Genomic DNA, 15,776 nt, shown 5'->3' with positions numbered 1-15,776 from the left:
AAAGTAGGAATCTTCCGAAAACGGACAGGCATCTTTAAACAAATCCCGGACGACAACAGGCAACAATAAAAGTGCCATCAATTTGATGGCAACTCACACTTTGCATACTTCACAAGACTTCTTTTTCCGCACAATTGCAGGACTTCATGCAAGTCGCCGTCTTTTCGTCAATCGATCCACCCTGCGTAAGCACACACTTTTGATGTGGATTGTTCTGACAAATGTCGCGGACCTGTTCTTACATCAATATATTTCATGCTGCGAACGTGCCTTTATATTGCCAGCCTCAGTCATCAATTGACGGCTTACCACTGATACGGACATTGGCAAATGGATGAAAACAGACGGCCCATCAAGACCCGCTCGGCGGGCTGGGCGAAACGCTTCACGGATGAACTGGTCAAGCGGGACATCTCCCCCAACCAGATCTCCGTCATCAGCATGCTCTTCGCGCTGTTCGGCGCGGTGACGCTTTACATCGATAACGGCGTGGCCGGTTCGATCTTGTGCATCGTCGGCATTCAACTGCGGCTGCTGTGCAATCTGTTCGACGGGATGGTGGCGATCGAAGGCGGCAAGCAGTCGGCCATCGGCAGCCTGTACAACGAGTTTCCGGATCGGGTCGCGGACAGCCTGCTGATCGTCGGGCTGGGTTTTGCGATCGGCCAGTCCGATCTTGGCTGGTTTGCCGCACTGGCTGCCGCGCTCACGGCGTATGTCCGGGTGTTCGGCGGTTCACTCGGGCTCACCCAGAGCTTCATGGGGCCGATGGCCAAGCAGCACCGGATGGCGGTGATGACCGTGGCGTTGCTGTTGAACGTGTTCGAAACCATCTACTACGCGACCCACTACGCTTTGCTGATCGCGCTGGTGATCATCGCCCTTGGCTCCGTCGCGACCTGCGTGACACGCACCCTGGCCATCGCCAGACAACTGAAGGGGAATGGCCATGTGGATCAGTAATGCGCTGATTTCGGTGCTGCGCTTCTTGATCGGCGTGACCGCCCGCTGGGAGAGCCCGCCGGATCTCACGCGCCAGCGCATCTACTACGCCAACCACACCAGCCATATGGACACCTTGGCAATCATCGCCGCACTGCCACCGGAAGCCCGATTGAACGTGAAACCGGTGGCGGCCGCCGACTACTGGGGCAAGAACCGTTTTCTGTCATATATCTCGCAGAAAGGACTGAATGCGGTGCTGATCGAGCGCAATCCGGCGCCGGGTACCAACGTGCTCGAGCCGATCTTCGATGTGGTGCGCGCCGGTCATTCGATCATCATTTTTCCTGAAGGGACGCGCTCCACTCAGCCACTGCCGGGGGAGTTCAAATCCGGGATTTTCCGTCTGGCCGAAACCTTTCCGGACGTCGATCTGGTGCCGATCTACCTGGAAAACCTGCATCGCTCGATGCCCAAGGGCAAACATGTGCCGCTGCCGATCATCTGTACGATCCGCATCGGCGACCCGCTGCAAAGAATTGCCGGCGAGGAGAAACAGGCGTTTCTGGAACGGGCGCGTGACGCCATCGTGAGGTTGTCGAAATGAGTCTGGAAACCAAGTTCCTGTGGTTCTTCGCGGCAATCGCCGGGTTGCTGGCGGTGGCTTCGCTGATTGGCGGCGTACTGGCACGGCGGGCGAAGAGCGAAAGCTCGATCGCGACCATCGAAAACCTCAACCAGCGCGTGAATGCCTGGTGGGGGATGGTCATTATTTTCTTCGTCTCCTGGCTGCTGGGCCCCAATGCGACGGTGGTGCTGTTCGGCTTCATTTCGCTGTTTGCGCTGCGCGAGTTCATCACCCTGACGCCGACCGCGCGCGGTGACCATAACGCGCTTTTTTCGGCGTTTTTCATTCTGATCCCGCTGCAATACCTGCTGATCGGCACCCATTGGTATTCGATGTTCACGCTGCTGGTGCCGGTGTACGCGTTCCTGCTGCTGCCGGCGATTGCCGTGCTGAGCCAGGACACCGAGGGCTTCCTCGAGCGCACGGCAAAGATTCAGTGGGGCGTGATGATCTGCATCTACTGCATCAGCCATGCGCCGGCGCTGCTGTTGCTGGATCTGCAGGGTTTCCAGGGTCAGAACGCCCTGCTGCTGTTCTACCTGGTATTCGTGGTGCAGATGAGCGACGTGTTGCAGTACGTGTTCGGCAAGCTCTTCGGCAAACGCAAGGTTGCGCCGCTGGTGAGCCCGTCGAAAACCGTGGAAGGACTGGTCGGCGGCGGATTGTCCGCCACGCTGATCGGTGGCTGCATGTTCTGGATGACACCGTTCAGCTTCTGGCAGTCGTTGCTGATGTCGCTGGTCATCGTGGTCATGGGCTTCCTCGGCGGTCTGGTCATGTCGGCGATCAAACGCAGCCTGAGCGCCAAGGACTGGGGCACGATGATCAAGGGCCACGGCGGGATGCTCGACCGGATGGACTCGATCTGTTTCGCCGCGCCGATCTTCTTTCACCTGACCCGGTACTTCTTTTCGGCCTGATCCGGACGCAATCATCAGCCACAAAAAATGGGCATCCGACCGCAATCGGTATGCCCATTTTTCATGCAGCGCGCCCGGCTGACCGGGCGCTCGCCGCCATTACGGATTGACGCTGTCTTTCAACGATTTGCCTGGCTTGAACGCAACGGTGTTGCTGGCCTTGATCTTCACCGGTTCACCGGTTTGCGGGTTTTTGCCGGTGCGGGCGCCGCGGTGGCGTTGCAGGAAGGTGCCGAAGCCCACCAGCGTGACGCTGTCCTTGCGGTGCAGGGCGCCGGTGATTTCTTCGAGAACGGCGTTGAGAACGCGGTTGGCCTGTTCTTTGGTCAGATCTGCTTTTTCAGCGATTGCAGCGGCGAGTTCTGGTTTACGCATTAGTGAAGCCCCTTTGACGGTTTTTTGTTGTTATGTCCGTGCTGTTCTCGTTGGAACAGCGCCCAAGGCGCCGCAGGCTCTACTCTGCGGCAGACGGGAGTGAGGATGGCACGCGGTTAAGGGCGGCGCCAGTCTCCCCGCGACCTTTGTGCGGGCAAAAGCGGGGTGATTCCGACAGAACGACCGGTATTTACGCCAGCAAGGCCGGAAGTTGTTTGTTCAGTGCGAGTTTTTCCATCACCGCTGCACCGGTCAGCGCGTAACCGAGGAGCTGACCATCGGCGCTGTGGCACAGGGCCTTGATGTCGGCGCCCTGCCCTTCAACGGTCCAGACACCTTCTCTGCCCCGTGGCGGTGGCGAAACGACCAACGGGCACACCGGGGTTTTCACGGTAATCGGCATCGGGCCGTAGCTCACCGACGTCGCATTGCCCGCCAGGGTTTGTGCCAACGCACGCGCACAGCTCATGAGGGGCATGACGTACAGAAGATTGAGCCCGTCGACCTCGGCGCAGTCGCCCAGAGCGTAAATGTTGGCGTGAGAAGTTTGCAGGTGACGGTCGACCACTACACCGCGATTGGTCTGGATGCCGGCAGCCGCTGCCAGATCGATGCGCGGGCGCAGGCCGATGGCCGACACCACCACATCGCACGGAATCACCTGACCATCGGAGAGGTGTGCTTCCAGCCCATCAGCGACCTTTTGCAATCGGGTCAGCACCGGACCGAGGTGGAAGCGCGCGCCGAGGCTTTCCAGCCCGGCCTGCACCGCTGCGGCGGCGGACGGGTGCAACAGGGTCGGCATCACTTGTTCGCACGGTGCAACCAGTTGCACCTCGTAGCCGCCCAGAATCAGGTCGTTGGCGAATTCGCAGCCGATCAGCCCGGCACCGAGCAGCAACACCCGACGCTTGTCTGCCGCTGCAGCACGAAAACGTGCGTAATCTTCGAGGTCGTTGATCGGGAACACCAGATCGCCGCCGTCGCCCTCGATCGGCACACGCACGGTTTCCGCGCCCCAGGCGAGGATCAGGTCGCGATAACTCACCGCTTCCTCACCGATCCACAGGCGCTTGTGGCCCGGATCGATGCCGCTGATGCGGGTGTGGGTGCGGATCTCGGCTTTCAGTTGCTCTGCCATGGCACCCGGCTCGGCCATGCTCAGGCCGTCGGCGTCCTTGTTCTTGCCGAAACCGGTGGACAGCATCGGCTTGGAGTAGGAACGTCCGTCATCGGCGGTAATCAGCAGCAGCGGGGTTTCGCCATCGAGTTTGCGAAACTCGCGGGCCAGGTTGTAACCCGCAAGCCCGGTGCCGACGATCACGACAGGTGCGTTCATGCCTTACTCCTTGTTGATGCTCAGTTGATTTCGATCATTTCGAAGTCCATCTTGCCGACGCCGCAGTCCGGGCACAGCCAGTCTTCCGGTACATCCTGCCATGCGGTGCCCGGCGCAATGCCGTCATCCGGCCAACCTTCGGCTTCGTTGTAGATCAGGCCACAGACGATGCATTGCCACTTCTTCATTCAGGTACTTCCTCAGGATTCAGGCGTTGTCCGGCACGGACGGTCGATGGTGCTGCGCTGCCATCCGGCTCAGGGCGTTTTGTACTGATCGAACCGACCGGATGCAAGCCTGTTCGGCGCAATGGCGGCCCGGATCAATCAAACTCGCGGTTTGCCATGGTAAGCTCGCCGCCTCATTTGCTGCCAATACTGACTCATTGTGCAACACACAAACGCTCCGCTGTGGCGCCCGCAAAGCGAACTGACACCCCTCCCCGACACATCCACGCTCGACTGGCTGTTCGACGAAGGCTCCCTGACCCGCCGCCTGACGCGCCTGTCCGATGACGGCTTCAGTGTCACGCCGCTGTTCGAGGGCTGGCAGACCCTGCGCGACGACGAATGCGCAGCGCTGGAACTGGCCGAAGGCAGCGAAGGCTGGGTGCGCGAGGTGTATCTGCGCGGTCATGGCGAGGCCTGGGTGTTCGCCCGCAGCGTGGCATCGCGCAGTGCCTTGCAGGGCGACGGGTTGCACATGGATGAACTGGGCAGCCGCTCGCTGGGCGAACTGCTGTTCTGCGATCACGCCTTCCAGCGTCGCGCCATCGAAGTCTGCCATTACCCGGAGCACTGGCTGCCCGAAGGTTCCCGGGCTGCCGGTCTGTGGGGCCGCCGCTCACGTTTCGACCGTGGGGCATTGAGCGTACTGGTGGCGGAGATTTTCCTGCCTACGCTGTGGGAAGCCGTCCGCGCCCGTCCGGAGAACTGCTGATGTATCAAAGCCTGCTCAAATCCCTGAATCGCTTGAACCCGCGCGCCTGGGACTTCATCCAGCTGACCCGGATGGACAAGCCGATCGGCATTTACCTGCTGCTGTGGCCAACCCTCTGGGCCCTGTGGATTGCCGGCAAAGGCTCGCCATCACTGGCCAATATCGTGATTTTCGTCCTCGGCGTGGTATTGACCCGCGCCGGCGGCTGCGTGATCAACGACTGGGCCGACCGCAAGGTCGACGGCCACGTCAAACGCACTGCGCAGCGGCCTCTCGCTGCCGGCAAGATCAGCTCGAAAGAGGCGCTGGTGTTCTTCGCCCTGCTGATGGGCGTGAGTTTCCTGCTGGTGCTGTGCACCAACGCCGCGACGATCTGGCTGTCGCTGGGCGGTCTGGCGCTGGCGTTCACTTATCCGTTCATGAAGCGCTACACCTATTACCCGCAAGTGGTGCTGGGGGCGGCGTTTTCCTGGGGCATGCCGATGGCCTTCACCGCCGAGACCGGTGAGTTGCCGGCGACGGCCTGGCTGCTGTGGATCGCCAATCTGCTGTGGACGGTGGGCTACGACACCTATTACGCGATGACCGACCGCGACGATGACCTGAAGATCGGCGTGAAATCCACGGCGATCCTGTTCGGCGAGGCGGACCGGGTGATCATCCTGACCTTGCAGGCACTGTCACTGGGCTGCCTGTTGCTGGCCGGGTCGAAATTCGAGCTGGGGATGTGGTTCCACCTCGGCCTGCTGGTGGCGGCCGGGTGCTACGCCTGGGAGTTCTGGTACACCCGCGACCGGGACCGGATGCGTTGCTTTAGGGCGTTCCTGCACAACCACTGGGCCGGGCTGGCGATTTTCGTCGGGATCGTGCTGGATTACGCGTTGCGCTGAAGTGCATGACCTGTGGGAGCGGGCTTGCTCGCTCCCACAGGGAATTTGCGTTTACTTGTGTTCGTGAACCACGTGCCACACATCCTTCATGCCATCGCCCTTCATTTCTCCCGGCTTCTCGTCCTTCACGAAGGTGTACAGCGGCTTGCCGTCGTAGGCGTACTGCATCATGCCGTCATCGCGCTTGATGACCGTCCATTTGCCTTCCGCCTTCGCACCTGCCGGCGCCATCATCGGCGGCCAGTTCTTCGCACAGTCACCGTTGCACATCGACTTGCCGCCCGCGTCCTTGTCGAACGTATAAACGGTCATGCCTTTGTGATCGACCATCATGCCGTCTTTCATCATGGCCGGCTCGGCCGCCATCGCCAGTCCAGGCAAAGCCAGGGCGGCAGCCATCAGCAAAGCCTTAAAGGAAGCAGTCATTTGTGTCATGGAAACCTTCTCTTGTGGTTGTCAGGATTCGGACTTAGAGCTTAGTTCAGGATTCGCACAATCGCCGCCGGACTAAAATACTGTCACACGACTGCAATAATTCCGTTATCTAATGCGGCGCAAGACAGTTAAATGACAAGAGGATTAAGGCATGGTTGGCAGGAGCATTCTGATCGTCGACGACGAAGCGCCCATTCGCGAAATGATCGCCGTTGCGTTGGAAATGGCCGGCTATGACTGCCTTGAGGCAGAAAACTCGCAGCAGGCTCACGCCATCATCGTCGACCGCAAACCGGATCTGATCCTGCTCGACTGGATGCTGCCCGGCACCTCCGGCATCGAGCTGGCCCGCCGCCTCAAGCGTGACGAGCTGACCGGGGACATCCCGATCATCATGCTCACGGCCAAGGGTGAAGAAGACAACAAGATCCAGGGTCTGGAAGTCGGCGCCGACGACTACATCACCAAACCGTTTTCCCCGCGTGAACTGGTGGCACGCCTGAAGGCCGTGCTGCGTCGTGCCGGCCCGACCGATGGCGAAGCACCGATCGAAGTCGGCGGCCTGCTGCTCGACCCGATCAGCCACCGCGTGACCATCGACGGCAAACCAGCCGAGATGGGCCCGACCGAATACCGACTACTGCAATTCTTCATGACCCACCAGGAACGTGCCTACACCCGTGGCCAGTTGCTGGACCAGGTCTGGGGCGGCAACGTCTATGTTGAAGAGCGCACCGTCGACGTGCACATCCGGCGCCTGCGCAAGGCCCTCGGCGATGCCTACGAAAATCTGGTACAAACCGTGCGCGGCACCGGCTACCGGTTTTCCACCAAGGCCTGAGCCGACCGCCAGACCCGCTGACAAGGACCGTATTCCCCGTGAACCAAAACTGGCATGGCACCCTGATTCGCCACATGCTGTTGCTGGTCACCGCCTGCCTGGTGATCGGCCTGATCACCGGCTACTACGGCTGGAGCCTCGCCGCGGGCCTGGGCCTGTACCTGGCCTGGACGCTCAAGCAACTGCTGCGCCTGCACGAATGGCTGCGCCTGCACCAACCCGATGAAGCACCACCCGATGGCTACGGCCTGTGGGGCGAGGTGTTCGACAGCATCTACCACCTGCAACGCCGCGATCAGCGGGTGCGCGGGCGCCTGCAGGCAGTGATCGACCGCGTCCAGGAGTCCACCGCCGCACTGAAAGACGCGGTGATCATGCTCGACAGCGACGGCAACCTCGAATGGTGGAACCGCGCCGCCGAAACCCTGCTCGGCCTCAAGACCCCGCAGGACAGCGGTCAGCCAGTCACCAACCTCGTACGCCATCCGCGCTTCAAGGAATACTTCGAGCAGGAAAGTTACGCCGAACCGCTGGAAATCTCTTCGCCGACCAACGACCGCGTGCGTATCCAGCTGTACCTCACGCGCTACGGCAATAACGAACACCTGATGCTGGTGCGCGACGTCACGCGCATCCATCAGCTGGAGCAGATGCGCAAGGACTTCATCGCCAACGTCTCCCACGAGCTGCGCACCCCGCTGACGGTGATCTGCGGCTATCTGGAAACCCTGCTCGACAACGTCGAGGAAGTGAACCCGCGCTGGAGCCGCGCGCTGCAGCAGATGCAGCAACAGGGCGGACGCATGCAGACCCTGCTAAACGACTTGCTGCTGCTGGCCAAACTGGAAGCCACCGATTATCCGTCGGACAACCAGCCGGTGCACATCGACACCCTGTTGCGATCGATCAAAAGCGATGCGCAGCAACTGTCCGGATCGAAGAATCAGAAAATCACCCTGGAAGCCGACGCCAGCATCCTGCTCAAGGGCAGCGAGGCGGAACTGCGCAGCGCGTTTTCCAACCTGGTGTTCAACGCCGTCAAATACACCCCGGCCGAAGGCAATATCCGCATCCGCTGGTGGGGCGACGATCAGGGCGCGCACCTGAGCGTGCAGGATTCCGGGATCGGCATCGACAGCAAACACCTGCCGCGCCTGACCGAACGCTTCTACCGCGTCGACTCCAGCCGCAACTCCAACACCGGCGGCACCGGGCTGGGCCTGGCCATCGTCAAACACGTGCTGCTGCGCCATCGCGCACGGATGGAGATCAGCAGCGTGCCCGGCCACGGCAGCACGTTCACCTGCCATTTCGCCCCGGCTCAGGTCGCCCAGGCACGGGCCGTCAGCGCCGCTGAGTAACGCCGGACTAGGCAATCGCCAGGTCAGCCGCTACATTGGCTGACTTGCGCCTGCCTTTCAGGTGCGGATTTTTCTTTCTTTCGAATCACACGGAACCCGCAAAACTCCATCATGGACCCTTCCCCTGGCTTGTCCCTCGCAACAATATTCGCCGATTTCGGCATGATTCTTTTCGCTCTGATCCTGGTTTTGCTCAACGGCTTCTTCGTTGCGGCGGAATTCGCCATGGTCAAACTGCGCTCGACCCGGGTCGAAGCCATCGCTGAGCAGCACGGCTGGCGCGGGCACATCCTGCGCACGGTGCACAGTCAGCTCGATGCTTACCTCTCGGCGTGCCAGCTCGGTATCACCCTCGCCTCCCTGGGACTTGGCTGGGTCGGTGAGCCGGCGTTCGCACACATTCTCGAACCGCTGCTGAGCGCGGTCGGCGTGCAGTCGGCCGAAGTCGTCAAAGGCATCTCGTTTTTCACCGCGTTCTTCATCATCTCCTACCTGCACATCGTGGTCGGCGAACTCGCGCCCAAATCCTGGGCGATCCGCAAACCCGAGCTGCTGTCGCTGTGGACGGCGGTGCCGCTGTATCTGTTCTACTGGGCCATGTACCCGGCGATCTACCTGCTCAACGCCAGCGCCAACACCATCCTGCGCATTGCAGGGCAAGGTGAACCCGGCCCGCATCACGAGCACCATTACAGCCGTGAAGAACTGAAACTGATCCTGCACTCCAGCCGTGGCCAGGACCCGAGCGACCAGGGCATGCGCGTGCTGGCCTCGGCGGTGGAAATGGGTGAGCTGGAAGTGGTCGACTGGGCCAACTCCCGCGAAGACCTGATCACCCTCGAGTTCAACGCACCGCTGAAAGAAATCCTGGCGATGTTCCGTCGCCACAAGTTCAGCCGCTATCCGGTGTACGACAGCGAGCGCAAGGAATTCGTCGGCCTGTTGCACATCAAGGATCTGCTGCTGGAACTGGCGGCGCTGGATCACATTCCCGAGTCGTTCAACCTCGCCGAACTGACCCGCCCGCTGGAGCGCGTGTCGCGGCACATGCCGCTGTCGCAGCTGCTGGAGCAGTTCCGCAAGGGCGGCTCGCACTTCGCCTTGGTCGAAGAGGCCGATGGCAACATCATCGGCTACCTGACCATGGAAGACGTGCTGGAAGTGCTGGTCGGCGACATCCAGGACGAACACCGCAAGGCCGAGCGCGGCATCCTCGCCTACCAGCCGGGCAAGTTGCTCGTACGAGGCGATACACCACTGTTCAAGGTCGAGCGCCTGCTGGGTATCGATCTGGACCACATTGAGGCCGAAACCCTCGCCGGGCTGATCTACGAAACCCTGAAACGGGTACCGGAAGAGGAAGAAGTGCTGGAAGTCGAGGGCCTGCGCATCATCATCAAGAAGATGAAAGGCCCGAAGATCATTCTGGCCAAGGTGCTGATGCTCGACTGATGGGGATTACCGCTTGCCCAACGCAAAGTTGGGCAATGCGCCCAGCGGCTGGTTGAACTGATACGGAATCGATACCAGCCCCCCTCCTGTATTGCGCTGCACCACGAAATGCAGGTGCGGGCCGCTGCTGTTGCCGGTGTTGCCGGACAGCGCCAGCGGACTGCCCACCGCCACCCGTTGCCCTTCACGCACACTCACCGACCCTTGCTTGAGATGCAGGTACACACCCATCGTGCCGTCGTCGTGCAGCACCCGCACGAAGTTGCCGGAAGGATCGGTGCCGCGGCCGTTCTGCGAGTTCTCGGTCTTCACCACCACTCCGGCCCTCGCCGCAATGATCGGCGTGCCCACCGGCATGGCGATGTCCATCGCGTATTTGTTCTTCGGCCCGTAGTGGCTGTAGTCGCCATTGGCGCCCTGACTCAGACGGAACGGCCCGCCACGCCAGGGAAACGGATAGCGATAGCTCTGTGCGGCGCCAGCGGGGTCGCCGAGGGAATACTGGAACTGCGGCGTATACACCAGCGGTTTGCCACCGGACACCGCCGTCAGCAACGCCAGCCGTGTATTGCTGCGCGCCGGCAGCACCCGGCGGATCGTTTCCGTCGGTGCGCCACGCACGTTGCTCATCCCGGTAAACGCCAGCGCAACCTCGACCGGTGCATACAGGTCGTTGCGCACGAACACAACGTCAGTGCCCTTCTGTTTCTTGATGTCGAGATACACCTGACGCTCCAGGCGCTCGACCATCCGGTCCTGAAACACGAACACCTGGGAGCCTTTGCTCGGACGGTCGCTGTACGAAACCACTCCGTTGGCATCGGTGGATTTGTAGATCGTCATGGCCACCGTCGAGGTGGAGGCCATGAACAGACCACAGAAAAACAGCAGGCGCAGGGGCATGGGCAAAAGCTCTGTCGAGTAAGGCCTGGGAATGAGCCTAGCAGCTGAAGCAGACCAGGCTAGTCGACAGATGTTTCAAATTTGGCACAGCACAAAACAAAAGGTCGCAGCCCGGGCACTCCCCGCATTGGAATACGATCCGTTGCGGGGGATGCCACAGGGCTGCGACCTTTTTGGCCGCGACGCTTACGCGCCCGGAACGAAGTGCTTCTGCGCCGTGCCGCGGGCGATCAGGCGGGAGATGTAGTCGAGCTTCTGCGCGTCCTGGTCGACGAAGCGGAAGGTCAGTTGCAGCCACTCGCTGTCGGGCTTCGGCTCGTGGGCGACCACGGCGTGCAGGTAGCCGTTGAGGCGGGCGATTTCGGCGTTGTCGCCCTGTTCCAGGTCCAGCACGGCGCTGTCGAGGACCTGTGGCAGGCTGTCGGTGCGTTTCACCACCAACAGCGCTTCCTTGATGCTCAAGGCCTTGATCACGCATTGCTGGGTACCGCCCGGCAGGCGCAGTTGGCCCTGACCGCGACCGCCGGCCGGAGCGCTGGAGGCTGCCGGGGCTTTCACCGGCGGGCTGTTGAGCAGGCCACGCTGTGGCGCGGCGGCAGGTGCCGGGGCTGCAGCGGCAGGTTTGGCAAACGGGTTGGCGGCCGGTGCAGCACCGACAACCGCAGCCTTGCCACCGGTCAGCGCGCTCAGGGAGTCGTTGCCGAACGCCGAGTTCATCTTGGTTGGCGCGCTGTTCATCAGGGCATCGAGCTTGCCGATCTTGTTCAGGGCCTGTTTGACCTTGGTCAGCAGTTGCTCGTTGGTGAACGGTTTGCTGACGTAGCCGGAAACACCGGCCTGAATCGCCTGCACGACGTTTTCCTTGTCGCCGCGACTGGTAACCATGATGAACGGCATGGTCTTGAGGTTGTCCTGCTCACGGCACCAGGTCAGCAGCTCGAGGCCGGACATTTCCGGCATTTCCCAGTCGCACAGCACCAGATCGAAGGCTTCCTTGGCCAGCATGGCCTGGGCCTTCTTGCCGTTGATGGCGTCCTCGGTGCGGATCCCCGGGAAGTAATTACGCAGGCACTTTTTCACCAGGTCACGAATGAACGATGCATCGTCCACGACCAACACACTGATCTTGCTCATCCAACACCCCTATTAAAATCCCGGCAAGCATAACGCTGGCTGATGGCACATTGCCAAAACTCTTCAGTCACGCCGGGACTTTTCGTTCGCGGGTGCTGCTTTAATTCGCTGTTTCATTCGGATCTGCCATGTGAAAGCAGAAACAAAAACGCCCGGCCAAAGGGCCGGGCGCTTTTCTCAGGCAATCTTACTTATCGTCAGCATCGCCCGGAACATTAGCGGTTTCGCCGCTTGTCCCTTCAACTTCTTCCTTCATGCGCTTGAGGCCCATGTGGCGCACGTCGGTGCCGCGCACCAGGTAGATCACCAGCTCCGAGATGTTGCGTGCGTGGTCGCCGATCCGCTCCAGCGAACGCAGGACCCAGATGATGCTCAAGACCCGCGAGATAGAGCGCGGGTCTTCCATCATGAAGGTCGCCAGCTCGCGCAGGGCGGTCTTGTATTCACGGTCGATGATCTTGTCGTACTGCGCCACCGACAGCGCCAGATCGGCATCGAAGCGAGCAAAAGCGTCCAGCGCATCACGCACCATGTTGCGCACCTGGTCGCCGATGTGGCGCACCTCGACGTAACCGCGCGGCGCTTCCCCTTCTTCGCACAGCTGGATCGCACGGCGGGCGATCTTGGTCGCTTCGTCGCCGATACGCTCCAGGTCGATCACCGACTTGGAGATGCTGATGATCAGACGCAGGTCGGACGCCGCCGGCTGACGACGGGCCAGAATGCGCAGGCATTCTTCGTCGATGTTGCGTTCCATCTGGTTGATCTGGTCATCGATCTCGCGCACTTGCTGGGCCAGGCCCGAGTCGGCCTCGATCAGCGCGGTGACCGCGTCGTTGACCTGCTTTTCGACCAGTCCGCCCATGGCCAGCAGGTGGCTGCGCACTTCTTCCAGTTCGGCGTTGAACTGCGCGGAAATGTGATGGGTAAGGCCTTCTTTACTAATCATGTTGGCGTCCTTGGAGCGTCCGGTAAGGTGCGGCGGGCCGCAGCGTCAATTCAGTGAGCGACAACCAGTGTCTGCTAGCCGTAACGACCGGTGATGTAGTCTTCGGTCTGCTTCTTGGCCGGATTGGTGAACAGGGTATCGGTGTCGCCGAATTCCACCAGTTTGCCCATGTACATGAACGCCGTGTAGTCCGACACCCGCGCCGCCTGCTGCATGTTGTGGGTCACGATGACGATGGTGAACTTGGATTTGAGCTCATAGATCAGCTCTTCGACTTTCAGGGTCGAGATAGGGTCGAGGGCCGAGCACGGTTCGTCGAGCAGCAGCACTTCCGGTTCCACGGCGATGGTCCGGGCGATCACCAGACGCTGTTGCTGACCACCCGACAGGCCGAGGGCCGAGTCATGCAGACGGTCTTTCACTTCGTCCCACAGGGCCGCGCCTTTCAATGCCCACTCGACGGCTTCGTCGAGGATGCGCTTCTTGTTGATGCCCTGGATGCGCAGGCCGTAGACCACGTTTTCGTAGATGGTCTTGGGGAACGGGTTAGGCTTCTGGAACACCATGCCGACCCGGCGACGCAGCTCGGCCACGTCTTCGCCCTTGCGGTAGATGTTGTTGCCGTACAGGTTGATCGCGCCTTCGACGCGGCAGCCGTCCACCAGGTCGTTCATGCGGTTGAAAGTGCGCAGCAGCGTGGACTTGCCGCAGCCGGACGGGCCGATGAAGGCGGTCACGCGCTGTTTCGGGATGTTCATGCTGACGTCGTACAGCGCTTGTTTCTCGCCGTAGAACAGGCTCAGGCCCGGCACTTCGATGGCCACGGTTTCCTGCTCGAGGTTCAGGCTCTGCTTGTCGCGGCCCAGGGCGGACATGTTGATGCCGTGGGTATGTGTTTCGTGCTGCATGGGAGATCCCCTGTGCTAACAAATTCGGTTCGGTTGGCTGCCGGGATACAGGCCGGCAGCCCTTCAATTCTTGTGACGGCGATCAGCTGTCCAGCGCCTTGTACTTCTCGCGCAGGTGGTTACGGATGTACACCGCCGACAGGTTCAGGGTGGCGATCACCAGTACCAGCAGCAGCGCCGTGGCGTAGACCAGCGGCCGCGCAGCCTCGACGTTCGGGCTCTGGAAGCCGACGTCGTAGATGTGGAAGCCCAGGTGCATGATCTTCTGATCCAGGTGCAGGTACGGGTAGTTGCCGTCCACCGGCAGCGACGGCGCCAGTTTCACCACACCCACCAGCATCAGCGGCGCCACTTCACCGGCGGCGCGAGCCACGGCGAGGATCATGCCGGTCATCATCGCCGGGCTGGCCATCGGCAGTACAATCTTCCAGAGGGTTTCAGCCTTGGTCGCGCCGAGGGCCAGCGAGCCTTCACGCACGGTGCGCGGGATACGCGCCAGACCTTCTTCGGTGGCCACGATCACCACGGGTACCGCCAGCAGCGCCAGGGTCAACGAAGCCCAGAGCAGACCCGGCGTACCGAAGGTCGGTGCCGGCAGCGCTTCCGGGAAGAACAGACGGTCGAGCGAACCACCCAGCACGTAGACGAAGAAGCCCAGACCGAACACGCCGTAAACAATCGCCGGAACACCCGCCAGGTTGTTCACCGCGATCCGGATAACCCGGGTCAGGGTGTTCTGCCTGGCGTATTCACGCAGGTACACCGCCGCCAGCACGCCGAACGGGGTAACGATCATCGCCATGATCAGGGTCATCATCACGGTGCCGAAGATCGCCGGGAAGATCCCGCCTTCGGTGTTCGCTTCACGCGGGTCGTCAGACAGGAATTCCCAGACCTTGCTGAAGTAGAAACCGATCTTGGTGAAGGTACCCATGGCGTTGGGCTGGTAAGCGTGAACCACTTTGCCCAGGCCGATTTCGATTTCCTTGCCGTTGGCATCCCGAGCGGTCAAAGCGTCGCGGTTGAACTGCGCGTGCAGATCGGCCAGACGCGCCTCGATGTCCTGATAGCGAGCATTCAGCTCGGCTCGCTCGGATTCCATGTCCGCTTGCGCGGTGGCGTCGAGCTTGCCTTCCAGTTCCAGTTTGCGGCCATGCAGGCGGATGCGCTCGAGTCCGGCGTTGATCGCGCCGATATCGGTCTTTTCCAGCGACTTGAGCTGCGCGGCGAGGCCGTTCACGCGGTTGATCCGCGCTTGCAGCTCAGGCCAGGCGGCTTCGCCTTCGGCGATCACCTTGCCTTCCTGTTTGACGTTGACCAGGTAGCCGTAGAAGTTGCCCCACTCACGACGCTCCAGCGCCATCAGTTCCGGCGGATTCTTCTGGTCGGTCAGCCACTCGCCGACGATCCAGGTGAAGTCGTTGCCGTTCAGGTCCCGGTTGCCGACCTTGATCAGCTCGCGGGTCATGAATTCCGGGCCCTGGTCAGGCACCGGCAGGCCGGCGCTCTTCAGGCGTGCGCGGGGTACTTCTTCCTTCTGCACCACTTCGCCGATGACCAGGTGATTGCCCTGGCCCGGCACGTCGTAGCTGGCGTGGATCAGGTCCGCCGGCCAGAAGTGACCCAGACCGCGCACGGCAATCACCGCCAGCAGGCCAATGGTCATGATGACCGCGATGGACACCGCGCCACCGCTGATCCAGACGCCCGGGGCGCCGCTCTTGAACCATCCTTTCAGGGAGTTCTGTTTCACAGACTTC

Annotated in this window: 17 protein-coding genes; 8 read left to right on the top strand and 9 right to left on the bottom strand. The window is 61.3% G+C overall.

What is annotated here, in order from left to right:
* Positions 1–330: 330 nt before the first annotated feature.
* Genes J5M72_RS10315 through J5M72_RS10305 form a run of 3 tightly spaced genes read left to right on the top strand, consistent with a single transcriptional unit; the run spans position 331 to position 2,490 of the window.
* Positions 331–963 carry a CDP-alcohol phosphatidyltransferase family protein gene (locus J5M72_RS10315; protein ID WP_207865397.1) on the top strand — a complete coding sequence of 211 codons (633 nt, stop codon included), beginning with the start codon at positions 331–333 and terminating at the stop codon, positions 961–963.
* Positions 950–1,549 (top strand): lysophospholipid acyltransferase family protein, encoded by a 600-nt coding sequence (locus J5M72_RS10310; RefSeq protein WP_085747938.1) that lies wholly within the window; start codon positions 950–952, stop codon positions 1,547–1,549. Before J5M72_RS10315 ends, J5M72_RS10310 begins: the two co-directional genes overlap by 14 nt.
* Complete coding sequence (locus J5M72_RS10305; protein ID WP_039765128.1) at positions 1,546–2,490, top strand: phosphatidate cytidylyltransferase; 945 nt, start codon at positions 1,546–1,548, stop codon at positions 2,488–2,490. Before J5M72_RS10310 ends, J5M72_RS10305 begins: the two co-directional genes overlap by 4 nt.
* 99 nt (positions 2,491–2,589) lie before the next feature.
* On the opposite strand, the gene J5M72_RS10300 is transcribed toward J5M72_RS10305, so the two are convergent.
* From J5M72_RS10300 to J5M72_RS10290, 3 genes are all read right to left on the bottom strand, one after another.
* The gene (locus tag J5M72_RS10300) at positions 2,590–2,865 is read right to left on the bottom strand and encodes an HU family DNA-binding protein (RefSeq protein ID WP_003213368.1); all 276 of its coding nucleotides are present in this window, start codon (positions 2,863–2,865) and stop codon (positions 2,590–2,592) included.
* 190 nt (positions 2,866–3,055) lie between these two features.
* Positions 3,056–4,204, bottom strand: a complete 1,149-nt coding sequence (locus J5M72_RS10295) for an FAD-dependent oxidoreductase (protein WP_207865396.1) — start codon at positions 4,202–4,204, stop codon at positions 3,056–3,058.
* 20 nt (positions 4,205–4,224) lie between these two features.
* Positions 4,225–4,392, bottom strand: a complete 168-nt coding sequence (locus tag J5M72_RS10290; protein WP_169432497.1) for a rubredoxin — start codon at positions 4,390–4,392, stop codon at positions 4,225–4,227.
* A 199-nt stretch (positions 4,393–4,591) separates the two neighbouring features.
* Between J5M72_RS10290 and J5M72_RS10285 the strand changes: the two genes are divergently transcribed.
* On the top strand, positions 4,592–5,143 hold the full coding sequence (locus J5M72_RS10285; RefSeq protein WP_207865395.1) for a chorismate lyase: 552 nt from the start codon (positions 4,592–4,594) through the stop codon (positions 5,141–5,143).
* Complete coding sequence (ubiA, locus tag J5M72_RS10280) at positions 5,143–6,033, top strand: 4-hydroxybenzoate octaprenyltransferase (protein WP_207865394.1); 891 nt, start codon at positions 5,143–5,145, stop codon at positions 6,031–6,033. Before J5M72_RS10285 ends, ubiA begins: the two co-directional genes overlap by 1 nt.
* A 51-nt stretch (positions 6,034–6,084) precedes the next feature.
* Here ubiA and J5M72_RS10275 read toward each other — a convergent pair whose 3' ends face one another.
* Complete coding sequence (locus J5M72_RS10275) at positions 6,085–6,468, bottom strand: hypothetical protein (RefSeq protein WP_207865393.1); 384 nt, start codon at positions 6,466–6,468, stop codon at positions 6,085–6,087.
* Positions 6,469–6,619: 151 nt separating this feature from the next.
* Between J5M72_RS10275 and phoB the strand changes: the two genes are divergently transcribed.
* The 3 genes from phoB (at position 6,620) to J5M72_RS10260 (ending at position 10,122) form a co-directional block, all read left to right on the top strand.
* Positions 6,620–7,309, top strand: a complete 690-nt coding sequence (phoB, locus tag J5M72_RS10270; RefSeq protein ID WP_007896474.1) for a phosphate regulon transcriptional regulator PhoB — start codon at positions 6,620–6,622, stop codon at positions 7,307–7,309.
* 74 nt (positions 7,310–7,383) lie between these two features.
* Entirely contained in the window at positions 7,384–8,670 is a 1,287-nt protein-coding gene (phoR, locus tag J5M72_RS10265; protein ID WP_243433280.1) for a phosphate regulon sensor histidine kinase PhoR, read from the top strand.
* A 111-nt stretch (positions 8,671–8,781) separates the two neighbouring features.
* Complete coding sequence (locus J5M72_RS10260) at positions 8,782–10,122, top strand: hemolysin family protein (protein WP_169432502.1); 1,341 nt, start codon at positions 8,782–8,784, stop codon at positions 10,120–10,122.
* 6 nt (positions 10,123–10,128) lie between these two features.
* Here J5M72_RS10260 and J5M72_RS10255 read toward each other — a convergent pair whose 3' ends face one another.
* The 5 genes from J5M72_RS10255 to pstA form a co-directional block, all read right to left on the bottom strand.
* Positions 10,129–11,025: a M23 family metallopeptidase gene (locus J5M72_RS10255; RefSeq protein WP_119426844.1), complete on the bottom strand. Its 897-nt coding sequence runs from the start codon at positions 11,023–11,025 to the stop codon at positions 10,129–10,131.
* A 186-nt stretch (positions 11,026–11,211) separates the two neighbouring features.
* Positions 11,212–12,159: a response regulator gene (locus J5M72_RS10250; RefSeq protein ID WP_169432503.1), complete on the bottom strand. Its 948-nt coding sequence runs from the start codon at positions 12,157–12,159 to the stop codon at positions 11,212–11,214.
* Positions 12,160–12,346: 187 nt separating this feature from the next.
* Positions 12,347–13,108, bottom strand: a complete 762-nt coding sequence (gene phoU / locus J5M72_RS10245; RefSeq protein WP_065258232.1) for a phosphate signaling complex protein PhoU — start codon at positions 13,106–13,108, stop codon at positions 12,347–12,349.
* A gap of 74 nt (positions 13,109–13,182) precedes the next feature.
* Entirely contained in the window at positions 13,183–14,016 is an 834-nt protein-coding gene (pstB, locus tag J5M72_RS10240; RefSeq protein ID WP_065258233.1) for a phosphate ABC transporter ATP-binding protein PstB, read from the bottom strand.
* 82 nt (positions 14,017–14,098) lie between these two features.
* Positions 14,099–15,769 (bottom strand): phosphate ABC transporter permease PstA, encoded by a 1,671-nt coding sequence (gene pstA, locus J5M72_RS10235; protein ID WP_207865391.1) that lies wholly within the window; start codon positions 15,767–15,769, stop codon positions 14,099–14,101.
* Between the last annotated feature and the right edge of the window lie 7 nt (positions 15,770–15,776).

This window comes from Pseudomonas sp. 58(2021) (assembly GCF_017491585.1).
Taxonomy (GTDB): domain Bacteria; phylum Pseudomonadota; class Gammaproteobacteria; order Pseudomonadales; family Pseudomonadaceae; genus Aquipseudomonas; species Aquipseudomonas fluorescens_BT.
The sequence above is the reverse complement of the archived record's forward strand: the minus strand, read 5'-3'. Positions and strand labels throughout refer to the sequence as shown.

Excerpts from the sequence above, each read along its gene's own strand:
- J5M72_RS10260 (WP_169432502.1), top strand. The coding sequence starts at position 8,782 with ATGGACCCTTCCCCTGGCTTGTCCCTCGCAACAATATTCGCCGATTTC.
- J5M72_RS10300 (WP_003213368.1), bottom strand. The coding sequence starts at position 2,865 with ATGCGTAAACCAGAACTCGCCGCTGCAATCGCTGAAAAAGCAGATCTG.
- J5M72_RS10255 (WP_119426844.1), bottom strand. The coding sequence starts at position 11,025 with ATGCCCCTGCGCCTGCTGTTTTTCTGTGGTCTGTTCATGGCCTCCACC.
- pstB (WP_065258233.1), bottom strand. The coding sequence starts at position 14,016 with ATGCAGCACGAAACACATACCCACGGCATCAACATGTCCGCCCTGGGC.
- J5M72_RS10310 (WP_085747938.1), top strand. The coding sequence starts at position 950 with ATGTGGATCAGTAATGCGCTGATTTCGGTGCTGCGCTTCTTGATCGGC.
- J5M72_RS10315 (WP_207865397.1), top strand. The coding sequence starts at position 331 with ATGGATGAAAACAGACGGCCCATCAAGACCCGCTCGGCGGGCTGGGCG.
- J5M72_RS10275 (WP_207865393.1), bottom strand. The coding sequence starts at position 6,468 with ATGACACAAATGACTGCTTCCTTTAAGGCTTTGCTGATGGCTGCCGCC.
- J5M72_RS10250 (WP_169432503.1), bottom strand. The coding sequence starts at position 12,159 with ATGAGCAAGATCAGTGTGTTGGTCGTGGACGATGCATCGTTCATTCGT.
- ubiA (WP_207865394.1), top strand. The coding sequence starts at position 5,143 with ATGTATCAAAGCCTGCTCAAATCCCTGAATCGCTTGAACCCGCGCGCC.
- phoR (WP_243433280.1), top strand. The coding sequence starts at position 7,384 with ATGCTGTTGCTGGTCACCGCCTGCCTGGTGATCGGCCTGATCACCGGC.
- J5M72_RS10305 (WP_039765128.1), top strand. The coding sequence starts at position 1,546 with ATGAGTCTGGAAACCAAGTTCCTGTGGTTCTTCGCGGCAATCGCCGGG.
- phoU (WP_065258232.1), bottom strand. The coding sequence starts at position 13,108 with ATGATTAGTAAAGAAGGCCTTACCCATCACATTTCCGCGCAGTTCAAC.
- J5M72_RS10295 (WP_207865396.1), bottom strand. The coding sequence starts at position 4,204 with ATGAACGCACCTGTCGTGATCGTCGGCACCGGGCTTGCGGGTTACAAC.
- phoB (WP_007896474.1), top strand. The coding sequence starts at position 6,620 with ATGGTTGGCAGGAGCATTCTGATCGTCGACGACGAAGCGCCCATTCGC.
- J5M72_RS10290 (WP_169432497.1), bottom strand. The coding sequence starts at position 4,392 with ATGAAGAAGTGGCAATGCATCGTCTGTGGCCTGATCTACAACGAAGCC.